This is a genomic window from Spirosoma foliorum (assembly GCF_014117325.1).
Classification (GTDB): domain Bacteria; phylum Bacteroidota; class Bacteroidia; order Cytophagales; family Spirosomataceae; genus Spirosoma; species Spirosoma foliorum.
The window spans coordinates 6448464-6468441 of sequence record NZ_CP059732.1; the positions used below are offsets into that span (position 1 = coordinate 6448464).

Sequence of the window (19978 nt, forward strand, 5' to 3'; positions counted from 1 at the left end):
ATCGTGAATATAAAGTTTATAATATTGAACCCCTATTTACTTTCATACCCCAAATATCTAAAAAAAGATATTTGGGGTATAATAAATTTTACAAGCCGGAGATAATTCTGGCGTAAACATTATTTAACGGATTACCATCGTATCGTAACGAAGCGTCAGTACCCGTATCATTAGCCACGTTCACAGTGATGTTTGATATACTTCCTGAATTAGCGGCTGTACGAGTAGCTGTAAAACCTAGTCTTGCAATAGCGTTAGCAGCTATAAACTGTCCAGGATTAATTGTTAATTTAATTTGTACACTATTACTGGTGGTAATCGACCATTTTGTATTATCCACATTCGTTGTAGTGCCATCGGTAACATCAATACTATTAATTGAATTAGAATAGGAAATAGTATAACCAGTTGGTACTGATATTGTTACAACAACATTACCACTAGAAGTTGGTATACCCGTTAATTCCTGAATGTTTACAACGAAGTTTCTAACATTATTAGGTGAAGTTCCGAAATTACCTTGTGGCATCGTAATGGTTGGCGTTAAATCAGGCAGTCCCAGGTTCACCAACACATGTAGCGTTGCACTACCACAGGTTGACGGCGTATTATTATCGCAGGCGGTGTAGGTAAAATCGACAGGCCCTGTAACGCCAGGTGCTGGTGTAAAGGTGAAGCTACCTGTTGAGGTTAACACCAATGTTCCCGACGAAACTACAGTTGTACCCGCATTGGATACAGACAAACCAGTCCCCAGATCGTTGGTAATTACATTTCCACTGACTGGTGTGCCTACTGTTGCCACATAGTCATCATTGATGGATACCGTTGCTGGGCTGTTGGGAGCTTTAACAGTTATGGTCACTGTAGCCGTGCCACATGCAGGAGTAGTTGGTGTTTCACAGATTACATAGGTTACGATGTCTGTGCCATAGTAGCCAGCTGTCGGCGTATACACCAGGTTACCGCTTCCATCGATCGTTGCACTACCATGAGCAGGCTGAACAGGAACCGTTGGGTTTTGCAAGACGCCACCTTTATTACCTGGTCCATCGTTGGCTTTAACATTCACCGTAATTGCAGTTGGGCTTGCCGGCGATCCTGTAGTGGTTGCAAAGTCAGGGTTAGCAATTGGATTATTGGTGGTAATCGCCGTATTACTTACCGTAATTGTCAACGTCTGGGTTGTACAAACCGGTGGGGTGCCCGTCACACAAACCGGAACACTATAGGTGTATACACCTGGCGTACCTGTGGTAAATGTATAACTACCCGTTGAGGTAAATACCAGTGAAGGAGTAGAGCCTCCTGGTGAGCTGGTTAGCGTAGGTGTTGGACCATAGGTGGTTCCCACTGGTACCACATCATTCGTTTTAACACTACCCGGTACTGGTACATTAATATTCGTAACCGCAAAGTCAGGATTTGGATTAAACGGATTGATCAGAATATGCAACGTACCACTGGCAGAAACGTTTGGCGAACCGTTATCGGTTGTGGTGTACGAGAAGTCAACAGGTCCGGTAGCACCAGCCACTGGCGTAAATGTATAGGTACCATCCGAAGCTAATACGAACGTGCCGATTCCAGCAATAGTTGTGTTCTGGGTAGTAATCGTCTGGGTATTGCCCTCTGGGTCACTATCATTTGTTTTCACATTTCCGGCAACTGACGTACTTTGATAGGTACTGATGTAGTCGTCTGCCGCCAATGTACTATTGGGAGTACCTGTTGCACTAACCGTGACCGTAACCGTAGCTGAAGAACATAAGCTGGTGCCAGGTGTTTCACAAACTGTATACGTAAACGTATCTGTTCCATAAAAACCAGCCGCTGGTGTATAGACCACGTTACCACTTCCATTGACAGTAGCAGTACCATTGGCTGGACCGCTAGCAATAGTTGGTGTTCCTAACGTTCCACCAGGATTGCCAGGACCATCGTTTGCCTTAACATTAATGGTAACTGGAGTTGGCGTTACGTCATTTCCAAGTATCGAAACCACATCTGGGTTTGCAACAGGCTTGTTCGTGTTGACGGTTGGATCGAGTACCGTAATCGTTAGTGTCTGTGTGGCACAGCCTGTTCCAGACAAACCAGACCCGCAAACAGGTATACTATATACATACACCCCTGGTGTTGTACTAGAGAAGGTATAGTTCCCATTAGCGTCTACTGTTAAGCTCGGTGTAGAACCTGCTGGCTGCGTAAGAGTGGTGGGGCTAGTGCCATAAGTAGTTCCAACCGGTACGATGTCATTGGTTTTAACACTACCACTAACCGGTACATTCTTATTCGTAACCGCAAAGTCGGGGTTTGTATTCAGCGCACAGGCTAAACCTCCGCCTGTTGTCGTCCGGGTATCGATGAAGGCTCCAAATACATTCAGGCTACCGCCTAGAGCCGACAGAGCTGCGATTCCTACCAGAGGTCTCACACTTATTTTCACTTCGTCAAATGGTTTCGTGGTTACAAAACCGACATTGAAAAACTGGCTGGTTGTTCCAAACAAATTGATTGCCAAGTCCAGCAACCCAACACCACTTCTCGACTCTACGAATGTTCCATTGTTATAAGTAGAAATGGTCAGGTTGGCAAACAAATCAACAGCCGCTATACCTGTAACCTTCTGAACTGCAAAGCCAGCAAAAGTACCGACAGGATAGGTACTGATCGGATCTAGTACGGCTATTGAAGCAACGGTCCCAACCGATGCCGTTGTGTTAATTTTAGCGTAGTCAGTTGTACTCGACGAAACAACATTCCAGGGATTTTCTACCGTAGTTGCCGCCGAAACTACGCCTGTAACTCCCGTATTCGCATTATCAATCACAACCGGGAAAGTCGGATTGCTCAGGTTATAAGCTGTATTACAGACAATAACGGCCGCACAGGTTTTCTCGAATACCGCATTGTAAATAACTATATTTCCCAGATCAGCACCTACTACATTGACGAAGGAAATCTGTATTTCATCATAAGGGGCTGTTGCAACAACACCGAGGTATTGTCGGCTTCTGTTATTGAGCAAAGGGCTACTACCGGCTCCTACAATTAATGCATTACCGGTACTAGTCTGAACTAGATTTCCATCATTATATAATCTGACGGTTGCCGTACTAAAGACATTAGCCGACAACAATGCGTTAGTCTCTACATCAAATCCAGCAAAACTACCTACAGGATAGGTCTGTAATGCATTGGCAACTGCAAAGGATGCTGTAACAGCTACACCTGCCGTTACTACCATAGTTGCTGAATTTGTTGTACTGGCATCAACCACATTTTCAGAATTATTTATTTGGCAAGCAGCGCAAGCTACACCACCAACGATACCAGTTCGGGCTCCATCTACATATACAGGATGTGTAGGATTAGTAACTGGTGTAAGGGTATTACCTGGAATTGTATTATCTGAACAAGCCAGACTAGGGCCATTACAAAATGACGTCATAACGACACCAAATACATTGATACCCACATCTACAGCCGATACTGCCCTGGTGACAGTCAATACCACCTCATCAAAATCGGCTGTTGCCACAAAGCCAATGGTTCGCCTACCAGTACCCGATAAAATTGCACTACCTACGGCAACTAGATTTCCCCCGTATGTTACTGATTGTATAGCAGCAGCAGTACCCGTTTTATAAGTAGAAACGGTAATTTTATCATTAACACCTAAACTCACTAAATCAGTACTCGATATATCAAACCCAACAAAGGTGTTTGTCTGACTGGCAGGATAGGTAATAAATGCGTTTTTGACACCTATCGTTGCCGTTACCGCAACTCCGGCGGTTAAATTAATACTTGCAGAATTTGCGCTATTGCCATCGATAATGTTATCTCCATTACTGATGGAGCAAAGAGCGCAGGTAACACCAGTTGCTATACCCGTGCGGTCTGAAATGTATACTGAGTTTCCAGGTGCCGTCAACGAACTGGGCGTATTACAGACTAATGGTGTACTTGCCGACGTATACCTTCTCATAAGAGCATAGTATACACGGTAAGAAGTAGCCAAAGTCAGAGGGTTTGTAAAGGCAATCGATATCTGATTAAAATCTAATGTTGTATGAAAGCCAACTTCATAAGCCCCTGAAACCAATGCGGAGTTTATCCCAATAAGACTAGTTGCTGTTTTTTGCTCGCGCTGTACACCATTTTTGTACGTTGTAATAGTAACAGCTCCCAATAAAGTAACATCAGCTAATGAGCTATTACTGATTAAAAAACCAGCAAAGTTACCAGCGTCATAGATGTTAGCGGGACTATTGTCCCCAACCGTAAAACTGCCTGCACCAGAAATAGCGATTCCTAGTTCATCATAATCAGTAAGTGTAGAATTAGTAACATTAGCAGGGTCACCACCGGAAGGACATAACGCGTCACCTCCCCAACAAGATAATCCTGGGCTGGCATGGTTTGTAGTTAATGAGAAAGTTGGACTAACCCAAGGTGTTGATGTTGTCGAATTGGGCGTACCTAAATTGCCCTGTTGAGCATTGGCTCGAAAACCCAGACAGAGTACTAAAAGGAATGTGGCCCACGCAAGGCTGTGCGAGATACCCCTGCTGAATAAGGGTGTAGAGATTTGTTTCATAAACGTTAGTCTAAAAAATACGAGAGCCTACTAGAAGTTACCCAATGCCAATATCATGCTAAATGCATCATATTTTAATTTACGCAACTCCATAATTGGCCTCATAAAAGTAGATTAATGTAACCCTGTCAAAAAAAAACATATTATCTGGCAAGGAATCTGTAACTACTTTAAATGTATAAACATGCAATTGCATGCTAGTTAAACGTTTACGAAGAGTAGATTTCATCCTTTCCCTGTCATTTGGTATCGTAAGTAGTCGTCATTCTCTTCCCAGACTTTTTGATAAACATGACACATCAGACCAATCGACGTGATTTTCTGAAGCAAAGTAGCGCTGCCGCCTTCAGCATGGCCTTATTTCCCAGCCTGACTCGTAAAGTCGCTCCCAGCGATCGGGTTCGGGTTGCTCATATTGGTATTAATGGTATGGGAACCAACCACCTTAACTGGTTCGCCAAGTTACCCGAAGTAGAGGTTGTTGGTCTATGCGATGTGGATGAAACGCATTTGGCAAAAGCACTCAGCACATTACAGACGTTACAGCCAAACACCAGCGCCAAAACATATTCCGATTTCCGTTACCTGCTCGACCGCAATGATATCGACGCCATCACCTGTGCCACCCCCGATCATTGGCATGCTCAGATTGCCATTATGGCGTTTCAGGCCGGGAAAGATGTGTACGGCGAAAAACCATTATCCTATAGCGTTCGGGAAGGGCAGAAGATGTTGAAAGCCCTCAACCGATACGACCGTATTTTTCAACTCGGCACCCAGATTCATGCAGGAGACAATTATCATCGGGTTGTCGAAATAATTCAATCGGGCGCTATCGGTAAAGTAAATACAGTAAGGCTTTGGAAAACGGGCTTCCCTCCAGTACTTGGCCCAGCCAATTACCAAACACCGCCCTCTACGTTGAACTGGGATATGTGGCAGGGACCAGCTCCAGCCTCACAGTACACACCCGAGCGTTGCCATTTTACCTATCGCTATTTTCTGGACTACTCGGGTGGGGTATTTCAGGATTTCTGGTGTCACATTGCCGATGTTGTCTGGTGGGCAATCAATCCAACAGGTCTAAAAAGCATTAGCGCGAAGGGAGGAGCACCTGAAGGAATTGGCGATGCACCTAAGTGGATTGATATTGATTACGAATTCGATGGCTTATCATTACACTGGACCAGTACACCCCCTAATGTGCCGGGTGCGGAGAAGAAAGGCATCGGTGCCTATTTCGAAGGCGATAAGGGCACGCTTCTTTGCGATTACAATACGCGCGAAATCACGATTAACGGCGTTACGATGACGGATGTACCCGAAGTACCAATTACGCTTGAGCGATCGCCGGGGCATCAGCAAAACTTTATCAATTCGGTCAAATCGCGCAAGCAGCCCGAATCGAATCTGGCCTACGCCCGGCAAATGACCATGCCTATGCACCTCGGCCTGATTTCTTATAGACTTGGGCAGCCATTGGAGTGGAACGCTCATAAAGAAAAATTCAGGCACAACTCGGCTGCCAATGCGCTGTTGTCCCGAGAATACCGGAAAGAGTGGGATTTGATATAAAAAGGGTTTGAAGTTTGTAGTTTGAGGTTTGAAGTTGTGTGGCCGCCAGCAACTTCAAACCTCAAACTACAAACTTCAAACTAACTGTTAATACTTAATCATAAACTCGCTCAGGTTCGTATCTCCGTCCAGATCAAGTTTTTTCCGAAGTCGATATCGTTTCAATTCAACACTTCGATGGGTGATGTTTAGGAGTTGCGCTATTTCTTTGGTCGAAAGATTCATCCGCAGATAAGCCGCTAGTTTCAAATCGCCCTGTCCCAGATCAGGGTATTTTTCGAGCAGGTGTTTCAGAAATTGCTCGTGTACTTTATTGAAGTTTGACTCAAACAGCTTCCAGTCCTGCTCGCTCGATATATTATTATCGATCAGGGTGTTTATTCGCTGAAAATCGTCGCCCGGTAGCCGACTTCCCGAACGGGCTTTCGCTCGATTCAACTCCTCTTTTAATTGTGCCAGCAACTCATTCTTCTGAATGAGTGCCATTGTTGAGTTGGCCAGCTCTTCCGATTTCTGAATAATACTCTGCTCCAGTTGCTCCTTTTGCAGCAAAATAATTTTCCGCTGACTTCGCTCTTCCTGTTGGCGTAGTTTCCGTTCCAGCTTTTTTTGAACTCGGTTCTGCTGGACAGCAACGCGCCGGAGATGTAATTGATAAAAGAACCAGCATAAACCCAGCAGCAAAAACAGGTATAGTAACTTGCTCCAGGCATTCCAGTACCAGGGCGGTTGCACCTCAAACGTTAGCAGACTTTCCTGCGGGTTCAGGTTTGACTTCAGATGAAATATGTACTTGCCCGGCGGTAAATTGTTAAATTCTTTCTGTTGACCAGGTCCGTAGGACGACCAGGTTTTCATGCTGTTTTCGAGCCAGTAGCTGTATTTCACTGGCTGGGTATAGTAAGGGGTGCAGAAGCTAATCAGTAGATTCGATTGGGTATACGAGAAGGAGAGTTGCGGTACCATTGATGTACCCTGAAACGTATAACTCACGGAGGGATCATCAACAGATGTTACCGTTCGAATGACCGGTTTCGGCACCGAATCGCCGAGGTGATGCAGCTCTGTTCGGGGTAGTAAAGCAAATCCGTTTTCACGGCAAAGGGCGATATACTCTGAATCAAGCGGCACAATTTTCTCGAAATCCTCGACCCACTGATTGGTTTTAAGCGGTATATCACTCGAAACCTGTCCCTGCGGTCGTGTCCAGCCTACTGAGCCATCCTGCCGAAGAAGAAAAAGCGTCGAATCGGGCATGGGAAAAATCTTACGAATGGTTGACTCAGCCCAGGGATAAGCCGTCTGTGCAGGCACAAACCGATCGTGCTGGGCATCATACACAAGTAAGCCTTTCGTGGATGTAATAACCACTCGATTTTGAATCCGGCAAAGGTTAAGTACGGGGCTATGAAGCTCTGCATCCGTATAGGTTTTGCTATCTTCTATGCGTCGTAAATCGGTCGATAAGCGAAGTCGTTGCAGACCTTGATTAGCGGCTTTATTTACCCAGACATTGCCCGCACCATCTTCGTCCAGTTGCCGGACCGGAGCCGAAAAGCCATCCACTTTATGAGAGAAAACCCACTTCCCGTGCCCATCTTTCTGATAAATACACAAGCTCGTGTAAGTTCCCTGAATGAGTTTGTCCGGATAGTTTTTCAACCGGCCCAATACCCAACCGCCGGTAATATCAGACAATAGCTGAGCCTGTGTCCCCTCAATGCGAAAGGTTCCCTTATTATGTCCACACAAGAGCTGATTATCCACAACGGCCAGATCCCAAACTTGCCCCTGCGTACCCGAGATCAACCGAAAAGGCTCACTTGCCCGGCTCAGTGGTTTGTAATAAACGCCCTGATTAGTACCCAGGTACAAGTTATCGCCATAACGAGCCATGTCATAAACGGTCCCCAGATCATCGGCATGGTCAATAAAATAGTGAATGGGGGAGCTCAAATTAATCAGACCGATTCCTTTATCCAGACCTACCCAAAGGTTATGATCGCCATCCTGACACATGGACAGAACAGTATTGTTTTGCAGACCATTTTTCTGATTGAAATGATACTGAATCCGACCATCGGCGGTTGCAATCAGAACGCCATTCAGCAATGTACCAAACGCATAGAGTCCGGGGCCAATCAGCAATCCCCGATTAAGTCGATTCCGCTGCATAAAGTCATTAATCTGAGCATTAAAGGGTCTAAACGTCTTCCCGTCATAGCGATACAAAGCCCGTTCTGTACCAATTAGAATATCCTGATCGCCAATGGGCAAAATAGTGTTGACGGTTTCCCGGCCCAGAAATGCACTGCCCTCAATAAATCGATACTGATCGCCCTGTAACTCAAAAAGCCCTTTCTCCAGGACTTCCAGAAACAGTCGACTACGAACCTTATGAACGAATAACACCGTAGCAGGGGGCTGTAACAACTGAACCTTCCCCTGTTGATACCGATAAATAAAAGCGAAAGATTGAAACAAAACTCCCTGGGGCGTAATCACGATATTCCATATTTCCTCATTTCGAAAGGCTTGCTCCCGAATCAGCGTAACGAGCGAATGGTACACCAATTTACCTTGCTCATTAGGAAACCAATACCCAAATTCACCCAAAGCCCCCGTATAAATCCGGCCTTCTTCGTCTACAGCTACTGATCGAACGCGCTGCTTTCGGGGTAACTCATAGACTTTCCAACTACTGCCATCAAACTCGAGTAACCCCTTCGAATTGGCAAAATAGAGAAAGCGTGTTTTTCGATTTTGGGCAACTCCCCAATTCTGGTTGTAGGCCCCGTACATCTGCTTGGTGTACTGAATCAACTCAGGCCCACAGAAACTGTAGGGTGACTGAGCATTCGCAAACCGGCTACCGAAAGCCAGCAAAAGACAGATAAAAAGCTGCCGAAAGATGATCGGCACAAAATGGCATTTGACTTCACCCATATGAATCACATAAAAGGGCATGATGTGCTAAAAAACATCGAAATCAGGCTAAAAAAGCCAATATGATGTGGTAATGATGTAGGACCGTTTTAGGCACCAAGTTACAACTACCCTACTTTTGTGCAAAAATTTATTAGAAAGTTAGTGCTCTTTTTTTGTTATAGGCGCAGTGAATCACTCACCTACTAACAATGTAGGCTGTAGTAATAACGGCTTAATTACGAATAGTTATGGAAAACATTTCACTTCATCAGCAGCTCCAAAGGCGAGTTGTCCTGCTTGCAGGTCTACTCGTTCTGCTCTTTTTTCGATCAGCTCTGGCAGAAATGCCCCAGGCTGGAGGACCCCGGGCTGGAGCGCCCCCTATCCGTATTACGGGTAAGGTAACAGACGGCACATCAACAGTGGGCATACCAGGGGTTACAATACAGGTAAAAGGAACCACAACGGGTACGGTCACCGACGGGACTGGTGCTTTTACAATTCAGGCCGAAGACAATGCCACCCTCATTTTTTCAAGTATTGGTTATCAGAAGATCGAAATCGCGGTCGGTGGCCGAACAACCATCAATGTTCCTCTTGTAGAAGATACCAAATCATTGAATGAGGTAGTGGTTGTGGGGTATGGCACGCAACGCAAATCGGATGTTACGGGGGCAACGGTCACTATCAAAGGCGATGAATTAATAAAACAACCTGTACTGACGGCTACTCAGGCACTTCAGGGCAAAGCAGCTGGGGTTCAGATCATCAGCAGTGGTCAGCCGGGTAGCTCACCTGTAGTTCGAATTCGGGGGACGGGTAGCGCCTTGGGTGGTACGGCGGCTCTGTTCGTTGTCGATGGTGTGTTAACCGATGATATTTCAAACATCAACACCGCCGATATCGTGAATGTCGATGTACTCAAAGATGCCTCAGCAACAGCTATTTATGGATCACGCGGGGCAAATGGAGTTGTGATCATTACCACCAAACGGGGTACGGTTGGCAAAATGACTGTAAATTACACAGGCAACGCAGGCTTTCGGATACCTTCCTACCTAGTTCCGATGGCCAATTCTACCGAATACGCCAACTACGTTAGTGCGGCTACTGGTAACATTGTCAGTCCAGGTACGACCTCTACGGATTGGTACAAACAGATTCTGAGAAACGGCTTCCAGCAGAATCACGGCATCTCCATAAATGGCGGCACCGAGAAATCAACCTACTTCCTGAGCGCTGGTTATTATACCGATCAGGGGCTTGTGATCGACAATCAATACAAACGGTTTTCGATTCGAGCCAACAACGATTTCACGTTCAACAAATACGTAAAACTAGGAATATCAGCATCTTATGCCAACGGCGATAATCAGATTGCCAATCTGGGAACGGCCTACAATGACGCTTACCGAGCCGCTCCCATCATTCAATCAAAGGTGAATGGCAAGTATGGTAACACATCGGTTTACCAGAATGTAGGCAATCCAATACTGGATATTGAGAATAACAATAACCACGCGACAGACAACCGGTTGTTAGGTTCTGCCTATCTGGAAATCAAGCCCGTTGACTGGATTACATACCGCACAAACATTGGTGGTGACTGGGTTAACCTGAATACTCGGGAATACAATTACCAGTTCAACAACGATACGACCACCTTTATCAACGCGGGTGGTAATCAGCGAAATCCCAACAGCAACCTGAAGTTCATCAACACGCGAACCTTTCACTGGACCTGGGATAACCTGATCACGTTCAACAAGAAATTTGATAAACATGCCTTAACCGTGCTGGTTGGTACAACGGCAGAAAAATACACGCTCACCAGCTTTACGGCCTTCCGAAAAGATGTTCCAGCCGCGCAAAACCTGTGGTACATCAACACCGGGAATGCCAATACATCGACCAACGATGGCTCTGGCGATCAATACAATCGCAATTCGTACATCGGTCGGGTCAATTACAACTACAACGATAAGTACCTGTTCACGGCAACCATTCGGGCCGATGGGTCATCCCGTTTTCCGGCTCAGAACCGCTGGGGGTACTTCCCTTCTGTAGGCGCAGGCTGGGTGATTAGCAACGAAAGCTTCATGGCTAATCAGCAGATTTTCGATATGCTTAAAGTGCGGGCCAGTTGGGGTAAAGTTGGTAACGACCGGATTCCAACCGATGCCTATACGGTGACGGTAGCACCTAATCTGGCTTATCCATTTGGTGGTGGCATTGCTACACCCGGAAGCGCCATTACCCAGATCAAAGACCCGAATGTGAAATGGGAAACTACCGAAGAGGCCGATTTAGGCGTTGAATTCACGGCATTGAACGGTAAACTCACCGGCGAGGTCAACTACTACAACAAGAAGTCACGTGACCTACTGATCAATGTCAAAGTACCTTCCGTATCGGGTGATGCCGATGGGGTGGTACTAACCAATGCCGCTTCGATTCAGAATCAGGGCTTTGAATTTACACTGAACTGGCGGGGCAAAATCACGAACGATCTCTCCTACCGCATCGGTGGTAACGCAACCCTGAATCAGAACAAGGTTATTGGCCTGAACGGCGGACAACCGATTCTCGATGGGGGCATTGGCGCTAACCAGCAATACACAACCCGAACCGATAATGGCCAGCCCGTTGGTAGCTTTTATGTATTGCAGGTATTGGGCGTTTTCCAGAACGCCGATGAAATCGCGAATTACAAAAACGCATCAGGCCAGGTCATTCAGCCCTCGGCCAATGCCGGTGATTTTAAATATCAGGACACCAACGGCGACGGTAAGATTGACGACAACGACCGGGTATTTGCCGGGTCGTACCAACCGAAAGCCTATTTCGGTCTAAATCTGGGCCTAACTTACAAAAGCTTCGACCTCAGTGTTGATTTATATGGCAACGTAGGCAACCAGATTTACAACGGCAAACGGGCATTCCGTCAGAGCGCGCTGGACAACGTCGAGAAGTCGGTTGCGTACAAGCGCTGGTCGGCGGGTAGTGGCATCCAAACAGAACCAGCCGCTAACAGCGGCAACCTCCCCCCCTTCTACCTACTTCATTGAATCGGGCAATTTTGCGCGGATCAATAACCTGACGCTGGGTTACCGCGTACCTAATGCGGTGTTGAAAAAAATAGGGGCCAGCAATGTACGCGTCTTTGTAACGGGGCAGAATTTATTCACACTCAAAAAATACAGCGGCTTCACGGCTGAGTTGCCCGGCTTTAACGCCACCAGCAGCGCCGGTATCGTAACGACAGGCAGCCCAACCACCCAGGGAATTGAATTAAACGCCTATCCAACTCCCAGCACCCTTGTGGCCGGGCTAAACATTGGCTTTTAACCGACTCGACAGACATGAAACGCACAACATTTCTTTATATAAGTACGAGCTTCGCAGCTTTATTACTGACGGCTTCCTGCCAGAAAAGTTTTCTGGATGTACCCGTACAAGGTCAGGCGACAACCGCAACCGACCCCAATCTGGCAATCAATTTGGTGACGGGTGTGTATAACAGCCTGTACAACAGTGAGGCTTTTGGGGGAGACGGGGGCGATGTACATGGCATCAGCTTCATTGCGGCTACCAACATCATTTCCGACGACGCCGACAAGGGTAGTTTCGATGGTGATCAGCCAAGCCTAAAGGATATCGACAATTTTACGACAACGCCAACCAATAACTTCGTAGCGGCTTTATGGAATGGCTATTACAGTGGTATTTCTCGGGCAAATCAGGCATTGGCCGCCCTTCAAACAGCTTCCATAGATGCCACAACCAAGACTCGACTTATTGGGGAAGTTCGGTTTATTCGCGGCTACTACTACTTTAACCTGGTTCGCTTTTTTGGTAAGGTACCCAAAGTGGTTCGGGTACCCAAAGACGCGCAGGATGCTAACACTGATCCGGCTTTTCAGACAAGGGCTCCAGTCGACACGATTTATAATGTCATTACGCAGGACCTCCAATATGCCATTGCCAATTTACCACTACGGGCGCAGGCTGGCGTAGGCCATGCGAACAAAGGAGCGGCTCAGGCGCTTCTGGCTAAAACCTATCTCTACCGTAAAAACTGGCAACAAGTCCAGGCGCTGACGCAGGAGGTAATCAATTCAGGGCAGTATTCATTGGTACCTGATTACACGACCATCTGGCGATACGTTGGTAATAACAACAGTGAATCCATCTTTGAAACCCAGAGTGGCACCTTCAATAACGGCGACATCGCCGTGGGTGGCTATTGCACCTGGCAAGGCCCCCGCGTAGGCAACAAAGGTGGCTGGACCGACTTAGGTTTTGGCTTCGATACGCCAAGCCAGAGTTTGGTAAATGCTTATGAAGCGGGCGATAAACGTAGAGCATCCACCATTATTACCATTGACAATAGTGGTAAACACGTTGGAACGGTTCTGTATGATGGCTTCCGCATTCCCAGCGCCGATTCGGTACAGAATCTCTACTACAACTACAAAGCCTACGCCAGCGAAAACCCGAGCATAGAACCTTATCTGGGCAATCGCGACAAAAAGCAGAAAAACGTACGCCTGTTACGCTATGCGGATGTGCTGCTCATGAATGCCGAAGCCAATAACGAATTAGGCCAATCGGCAACGGCAATTACTTATCTGAACCAGATACGTACACGCGCCGGGTTAGCCGCTACCAAAGCGGCTGCTCAGGGCGACCTGCGTACAGCTATCTGGAACGAGCGTCGGATTGAACTGGCCATGGAACACGACCGCTTCTTCGACTTAGTCCGGACAGGTCGGGCAGCCCAGGTGATGCAGGCTGCCGGAAAGAATTTCGTAGCAGGCAAAAACGAATTACTGCCCGTGCCGAGTCTGCAAATCCAATTGAGTGGTGGCAAACTGGATCAGAATCCTGGCTATTGATGATTTCTTGCTTTTGTCATCCCGACGCAGGAGGGATCTTCGGAAGCGTCAAAAAATCATTCTCTCCCGAAGATCCCTCCTGCGTCGGGATGACAAAAACGCCAATACAAACAACTGAATACAAGCTTTTTCGAGTACAATCAAACCCAATTTCCAAGTACAATTAAAACCAATTAATCATGAAAACAAGACAAATCTCAGCGTGGGTGATGGCAGGGCTGGTAATGAGTGCAGCGTTTACCTCCTGCAAAAAAAGTGATGATGTGGCTACATTACCTCCTATTGGCGGTTACAATGGCTCTAACGATGTAGCAGCTACGAACATGATCGCTCATTGGACTTTCGACGGCACCAATAATGAAGCAATTTCTGGAACAGCACCGTCCAAAAGCACTAATGCGTCATTTACAACAGGCGTGAAAGGGCAGGCATTACAACTGAGTTCTGGCTATCTTCTCTATCCAGTTATAAGTTCTCTCAGCAGTGCCAGTGCATTAGGGAGTGTCACTGTGAGCGCTTGGGTAAATACTGCTAATAATGGAACAACGGCTTCTGAATATTTCGGTTTGACCAGTCCTTCTGCTACAGACTGGGGGCAAATGATCAATCTCCTCGTTGAAACAGGTCAGAAAAAATCTACTGTTGACACCTTAGTTCTACACGGGTTTGTTGGCCAATATTCAAGTGGACAACGTAGTGGACAAGATAATGTAAACAGTGGCGATGCTGCTGACGCTGGTAATACGTTCAAAGTGACAAAGGTATCTGGCCAATGGACGCATGTTGTTTTTAAATATGATGGCTCTTCTTCGACAATTGATATTTATGCAAACGGAAGCGTGGTATCTAACAGTAGATATCGTCAAAGAGGCACAACTGGGCCGTTAGTATTCCCAACGCCAAGCCAAGTTCTTATCGGTGCTTTCCCGAACGTAAACTCTGGATTCGCTAGTTCGGCTAATCAGGTTTGGCAGGGTCTATTCAATGGAAGTATTGACGAAGTTCGGGTGTACAACAAAGCACTGTCTGATACAGACGTTAGTTCACTGTACCAGCTCGAAAAAGCAGGACGCTAAGTCAATAAAAGACATACCATCAAGGGCTGTTTTCATCATGAAAACAGCCCTTATTACTAACGTTCTGAAAACAAGATATGAATACGACCAAATTAATTGGACTACTTTTTCTGGTAGTCGCTGGCTTATCCTGCAAAAAAACGCAGGACGTTGAGCCGCCCGAATCGTTTTACTTCCATCCGGTTCAGGTAAACGGGCAAGCATCATCAAGCATGAGCTTTCAGAATGTTGGTGCCAATCCAGTCATAACGATATCTTTTTCGGCACCGCTTCAAAAGGAATCCGTTGCAAAAGCTATTCAGCTTTCCCTGAAATCGACGGGTGTATCTGTTCCCTTAAACTATACTGTTTCCAGTGGCGATACGGTTATAACAGCAACCCCTCAGAGTTCACTTAGCGCGCTGACAGCTTATCAGTTTACCGTACAACCAACGCTAACATCAGCCCGGAATTCCGTTTTGAATTCAACCGTAACAGTCAACCTGACAACGTCTCTCGACAACACCGATAAATTCCCGCGCATCAGCGATTCGCTCCTACTCGATCTCGTTCAGAAACAGACGTTTAAGTACTTCTGGGATTTTGGACATCCGGTTTCAGGTCTGGCTCGTGAGCGTAATTCGTCGGGCGATATCGTTACGTCGGGTGGAAGTGGCTTCGGCGTCATGGCCATTCTGGTGGGTATAAACCGGAATTTTATCACTCGTCAGCAAGGATTGACCCGGCTAACCACAATCACGAATTTCCTGACCAACAACGCGAAACGGTATCACGGTGCCTTTCCGCACTGGCTCAATGGGGCAACGGGGGCAACGGTTCCGTTTAGTGCGAAAGACGACGGAGCTGATCTGGTCGAAACATCGTATCTGATGCAGGGGTTATTGACTGCCCGACAGTATTTCAACAGTTCAACCAACGCTGACGAGATTGCCTTACGAAAAAGCATAAATGCGCTTTGGGATGGCGTTGAATGGAACTGGTTTACCAAAAACGGCACCGAAACCAATCTGTACTGGCACTGGTCGCCCAACTACAATTGGGACATGAATCTGCCCATTCGCGGCTGGAATGAAGCCCTGATTACCTATGTATTGGCGGCTTCATCAAACACCTCGCCTATTACTAAAACCATTTACGACAACAGTTGGGCACAGAACGGCCAAATGAAGAATGGGAACAGCTATTACGGCATCAAGCTCCCATTAGGCCCGGCTTATGGAGGCCCGCTATTCTTCTCCCAATATTCCTTTTTAGGGATCAATCCGCATGACCTGACAGATACCTACGCCGATTATTGGCAACAAAACACGGCGCATTCGCAGATAAACTACACGTATTGCAAAACCAACCCAAAACAATACAGCGGCTATAGTGCTGACTGCTGGGGCCTAACCGCCAGCGATCAACAGGATGGCTACTCCGCCCGTGACCCAACAAACGACAACGGCACGATTGCCCCAACGGCGGCCCTATCGTCGATGCCCTACACGCCTACCGAGTCGATGCAGGCGCTCCGATTTTTCTATTACAAACTGGGCGATAAAATTTGGAAAGACTACGGTTTTGTCGATGCCTTCAATCTAAACAACATCTGGTTTGCCGACTCATTCTTAGCCATCGATCAGGGGCCGATTATCGTGATGGTCGAAAATCAGCGCTCGCAACTACTCTGGAAATTGTTTATGAGCTGCCCCGAAGTCAAGAAAGGCATGAAAGGCCTGGGCTTCCAAAGCCCCAATCTGAATTGATACTGTAGCTCGGCCGGGCTGGCGTTCCAGCATCCTGTCCGCATAGCTGAAGGTTAAAATTTTCAACAATATAGTTAGCCTTCGTCTACGCGGACAGGATGTCCACGCTACACTTATAGAACTGCCTTATGAAAACATTCTTTCTCTTTTTCCTGACCATAAGCATTGCTTTTGCCCAATCGAAACCAACTTACCGGTTCACGGCAGCAGACAATGCATTTCTGGATAGTCTTCAACGAGATACATTCCGGTATTTCTGGGATACAACGAATCCCGAAAATGGTCTAATTCCCGATCGTGCACCAACCAACTCATTTGCGAGTATTGCCGCCGTGGGTTTCGGCCTTACCTCTTACCTGGTAGGGGTCGAGCGGGGTTACATTACTCGTACACAAGCCGCTGATCGAACGCTCAGAACGCTTCGCTTTTTCGCCAAAGCGCCCCAATCTGACAAAGCAACAGGCGTTACAGGCTATAAGGGATTCTTCTACCATTTTCTGGATATGAAAACCGGGGAGCGCTTCAAACAAGTCGAGTTATCCACGATTGATACGGCGCTTTTACTAGGCGGTATATTAAGTTCTCAGACTTATTTCGACAAGAACACACCCGTTGAAACCGAAATCCGCCAGTTGGCCGAGCAGATTTATGCGCGTGTGGACTGGACCTGGATTCAGGCGCGTCGCCCGTTTGTATCAATGGGCTGGCACCCCGAAAAAGGGTTTATACCTGCCGATTGGAAAGGCTACAACGAAGGAATGTTGTTGTACATACTGGCACTGGGTTCGCCTACGCATCCGGTTGGCGAGGACGTGTGGACTGCCTGGACTAAAAGCTACGATTGGGCAAATTTCCAGGGCCAGCAGCACGTCAATTTCGATCCGCTATTTGGCCACCAATACTCCCACGTCTGGATCGATTTCCGAAGTATCAAGGATAACTACATGCAAACGAAAGGCATCGATTACTTTGAGAACTCGCGTCGGGCTACTTACGCGAATCGGGCCTACTGTGTAGAGAATCCGGCAAAATGGCAAGACTACAGTCCAACGATTTGGGGACTAACTGCCTGCGATGGTCCAAAGGATACAACCGCAGCTAGTCGAAATTTCTTTTCGTACCGGGCACGCGGGGCTGCTATTCAACAAATCGTAGACGACGGAACCATTGCCCCTACAGCGGCCGGTGGTTCGATAGCTTTCGCTCCTGAAATTTGCCTGCCCGCGCTGAAAGCGATGAAAAGCAAGTATGGCAGTAAATTGTACGGACAATACGGTTTCCGGGACGCCTTCAACCCAACCTACAGGTATGCTTCAGCCTACGCTAACGGCTCCACAGCCAACGGCTGGTTCGACATCGATTACCTTGGCATTGATCAGGGACCGATTTTACTCATGGCAGAAAACGCCCGAACGAGCTTTGTCTGGAATCTGATGAAGCGTAATCCGCATATCCAGAGAGGTTTAAAACGCGCTGGCTTTACGGGCGGCTGGTTGAAGTAGAAGTCACGCTTTTGTCATGCTGACGCCAGGAAGCATCTTAAGGCCTCCTACTGAAGATGCTTCCTGGCGTCAGCATGACAAAAATAAATTTTGTTGCTATCGCGTCTTATTTTTCAAGACAATCAACGGCAAATGCGTATCCCAGGTCGGTTTCAAGCCTTCCTGAATGATGAATGTTTTCGAGAAATTTCCGAGAACAATATCGGCATCGCCATCCTGATCAATGTCGTTCACGTCAATACAAATCCAACGCCCATAGGTGCTGACGGGCATAACATGCGGACTAAACTGTAGCGGTTTTTGCTGCTCAAAAATCAGGCAACCTTCGGATGGATCATCGGTAAAATCAGCGAAGAACGCAATCGTCGCAATGTCCAGATCCCCATCCTGATCGAAGTCGGTGGCGACGGCTTTGGTGCAACCGTTTATAGGATAAAAATAGGCTTGTTTGTAACGAAAATCGCCCTGATTGAGGTAGATGTAGACGCCATGATACGGTTTCAGTACTTTCGAATAATCGCTGTTATCGCCACAGGTGTACAAAATATCCAAACGGCCATCTTTGTTAAAATCAACTAGTTGAAAGCTGGTTGAGCCATAAACTGCCGGGAACTGAAGCAGGTTTCGTTCCGTAAATCCACCTTTTTTATTGTTCAGGAACAGCCAGACACCCTCATCGGCATGGGCAAACAAAACCACCAGATCGGGCCAACCATCAGCGTTATAATCCCCAACAACGGCCTGACTAGCACCGGGTACTTCTTTAATGGGCAATTTCGTAAACTGATGATTCACCTGCTGTTTCAACCAATATAAGCCTCCTTTCAAATGCCCAAATCCACAAACAACCCAGTCCATCAGTCCATCTTTGTTAAAGTCGGCAGATATAGTTTGTAGAGGTCTTGGTAAGTCGATGGCCACTGCCGATGAATCTGCCTTGCCCTGACCAGTCGACGGGAGAAGGATAAGCTCCCCTTTTTCTATATCAGCGGCTTTCATGGTGCCCAATGTGGTGAACAACTCACGCTCGTTGCCCGTGGCATCTCGAAAAAACTGGGCATTAACCGCGGCCGAATTGAGCTGCCTAAATAAGGCCGGTTTCAACTGTTGATCCCAACGCGTTACATCACTTCGAAACGCATCGCTGGAAAACAATCGATGGCCAATCGTATCAATGGCCACCAGCGTTGTCATGGCCGTTTGGGACGTATCAGCCTGCGGTTTTTCCAACGCAAACATGGCCCAATCATCTACAGTAGATTCTGGCTTGTCGGCAGGTTTTAGTTTCTCAGGAGCCAGCGCCTGATAATACGCCATCAGTTTTTGCCAATCGTTAAACGAAATCGCGGATTTGGGTCCCGCATAATACAAGCCATCTGCCGGATAAACCTCCAGTCCCAGGTTAACCGCCATCGCAGGCAAAACATGCTTTACCCACGTTTCTTTATCCAATAGCTCTGGCGCTGGTAGCTGGTGGCACGATGCGCAATGTTTTTGAGCCAGCTGTTTACCTTCGGCAATAACCGGGTTATTCAGCGCAGCATCCTTACCAGATTGGCAACTGCCACCCAGTATTCCAGCAACGGCTAACGTTAGAACCCAACTGTAGGCTTGACTCAACGGCGTTTTTTTCGAAATCATGGCA

At 47.0% G+C, this 19978-nt stretch carries 10 protein-coding genes; 7 read left to right on the forward strand and 3 right to left on the reverse strand.

Annotation, left to right across the window (positions count from 1 at the left end):
- Nucleotides 1–88: 88 nt before the first annotated feature.
- The gene (locus H3H32_RS27150) at nucleotides 89–4606 is read right to left on the reverse strand and encodes a beta strand repeat-containing protein (RefSeq protein ID WP_182458884.1); all 4518 of its coding nucleotides are present in this window, start codon (nucleotides 4604–4606) and stop codon (nucleotides 89–91) included.
- 291 nt (nucleotides 4607–4897) lie between these two features.
- On the opposite strand from H3H32_RS27150, the gene H3H32_RS27155 reads away from it, so the two are divergent.
- Nucleotides 4898–6181, forward strand: a complete 1284-nt coding sequence (locus tag H3H32_RS27155) for a Gfo/Idh/MocA family protein (RefSeq protein ID WP_182458885.1) — start codon at nucleotides 4898–4900, stop codon at nucleotides 6179–6181.
- Nucleotides 6182–6268: 87 nt separating this feature from the next.
- On the opposite strand, the gene H3H32_RS27160 is transcribed toward H3H32_RS27155, so the two are convergent.
- Entirely contained in the window at nucleotides 6269–9148 is a 2880-nt protein-coding gene (locus H3H32_RS27160) for a ligand-binding sensor domain-containing protein (protein ID WP_182458886.1), read from the reverse strand.
- A gap of 209 nt (nucleotides 9149–9357) precedes the next feature.
- Here H3H32_RS27160 and H3H32_RS27165 point away from each other — a divergent pair, with 209 nt between their 5' ends.
- The 6 genes from H3H32_RS27165 to H3H32_RS27190 all read left to right on the forward strand — a co-directional run bounded on the left by H3H32_RS27165 (nucleotide 9358) and on the right by H3H32_RS27190 (nucleotide 18333).
- Nucleotides 9358–12177, forward strand: a complete 2820-nt coding sequence (locus H3H32_RS27165; protein ID WP_182458887.1) for a SusC/RagA family TonB-linked outer membrane protein — start codon at nucleotides 9358–9360, stop codon at nucleotides 12175–12177.
- On the forward strand, nucleotides 12113–12457 hold the full coding sequence (locus tag H3H32_RS27170; protein WP_182458888.1) for a TonB-dependent receptor: 345 nt from the start codon (nucleotides 12113–12115) through the stop codon (nucleotides 12455–12457). The genes H3H32_RS27165 and H3H32_RS27170 overlap by 65 nt, the downstream gene beginning before the upstream one ends.
- A gap of 14 nt (nucleotides 12458–12471) precedes the next feature.
- Entirely contained in the window at nucleotides 12472–14007 is a 1536-nt protein-coding gene (locus tag H3H32_RS27175; RefSeq protein WP_182458889.1) for a RagB/SusD family nutrient uptake outer membrane protein, read from the forward strand.
- A 179-nt stretch (nucleotides 14008–14186) separates the two neighbouring features.
- Entirely contained in the window at nucleotides 14187–15083 is an 897-nt protein-coding gene (locus tag H3H32_RS27180) for a LamG-like jellyroll fold domain-containing protein (RefSeq protein ID WP_182458890.1), read from the forward strand.
- Between the two features lie 77 nt (nucleotides 15084–15160).
- Nucleotides 15161–16831 (forward strand): glucoamylase family protein, encoded by a 1671-nt coding sequence (locus H3H32_RS27185; protein ID WP_182458891.1) that lies wholly within the window; start codon nucleotides 15161–15163, stop codon nucleotides 16829–16831.
- 128 nt (nucleotides 16832–16959) lie between these two features.
- Nucleotides 16960–18333, forward strand: coding sequence for a glucoamylase family protein (locus tag H3H32_RS27190; RefSeq protein ID WP_182458892.1), 1374 nt, complete (start codon nucleotides 16960–16962; stop codon nucleotides 18331–18333).
- A gap of 96 nt (nucleotides 18334–18429) precedes the next feature.
- Here the strand turns inward: H3H32_RS27190 and H3H32_RS27195 are convergent, their stop codons facing one another.
- Nucleotides 18430–19974, reverse strand: a complete 1545-nt coding sequence (locus H3H32_RS27195) for an FG-GAP-like repeat-containing protein (protein ID WP_182458893.1) — start codon at nucleotides 19972–19974, stop codon at nucleotides 18430–18432.
- Nucleotides 19975–19978 lie beyond the last annotated feature (4 nt).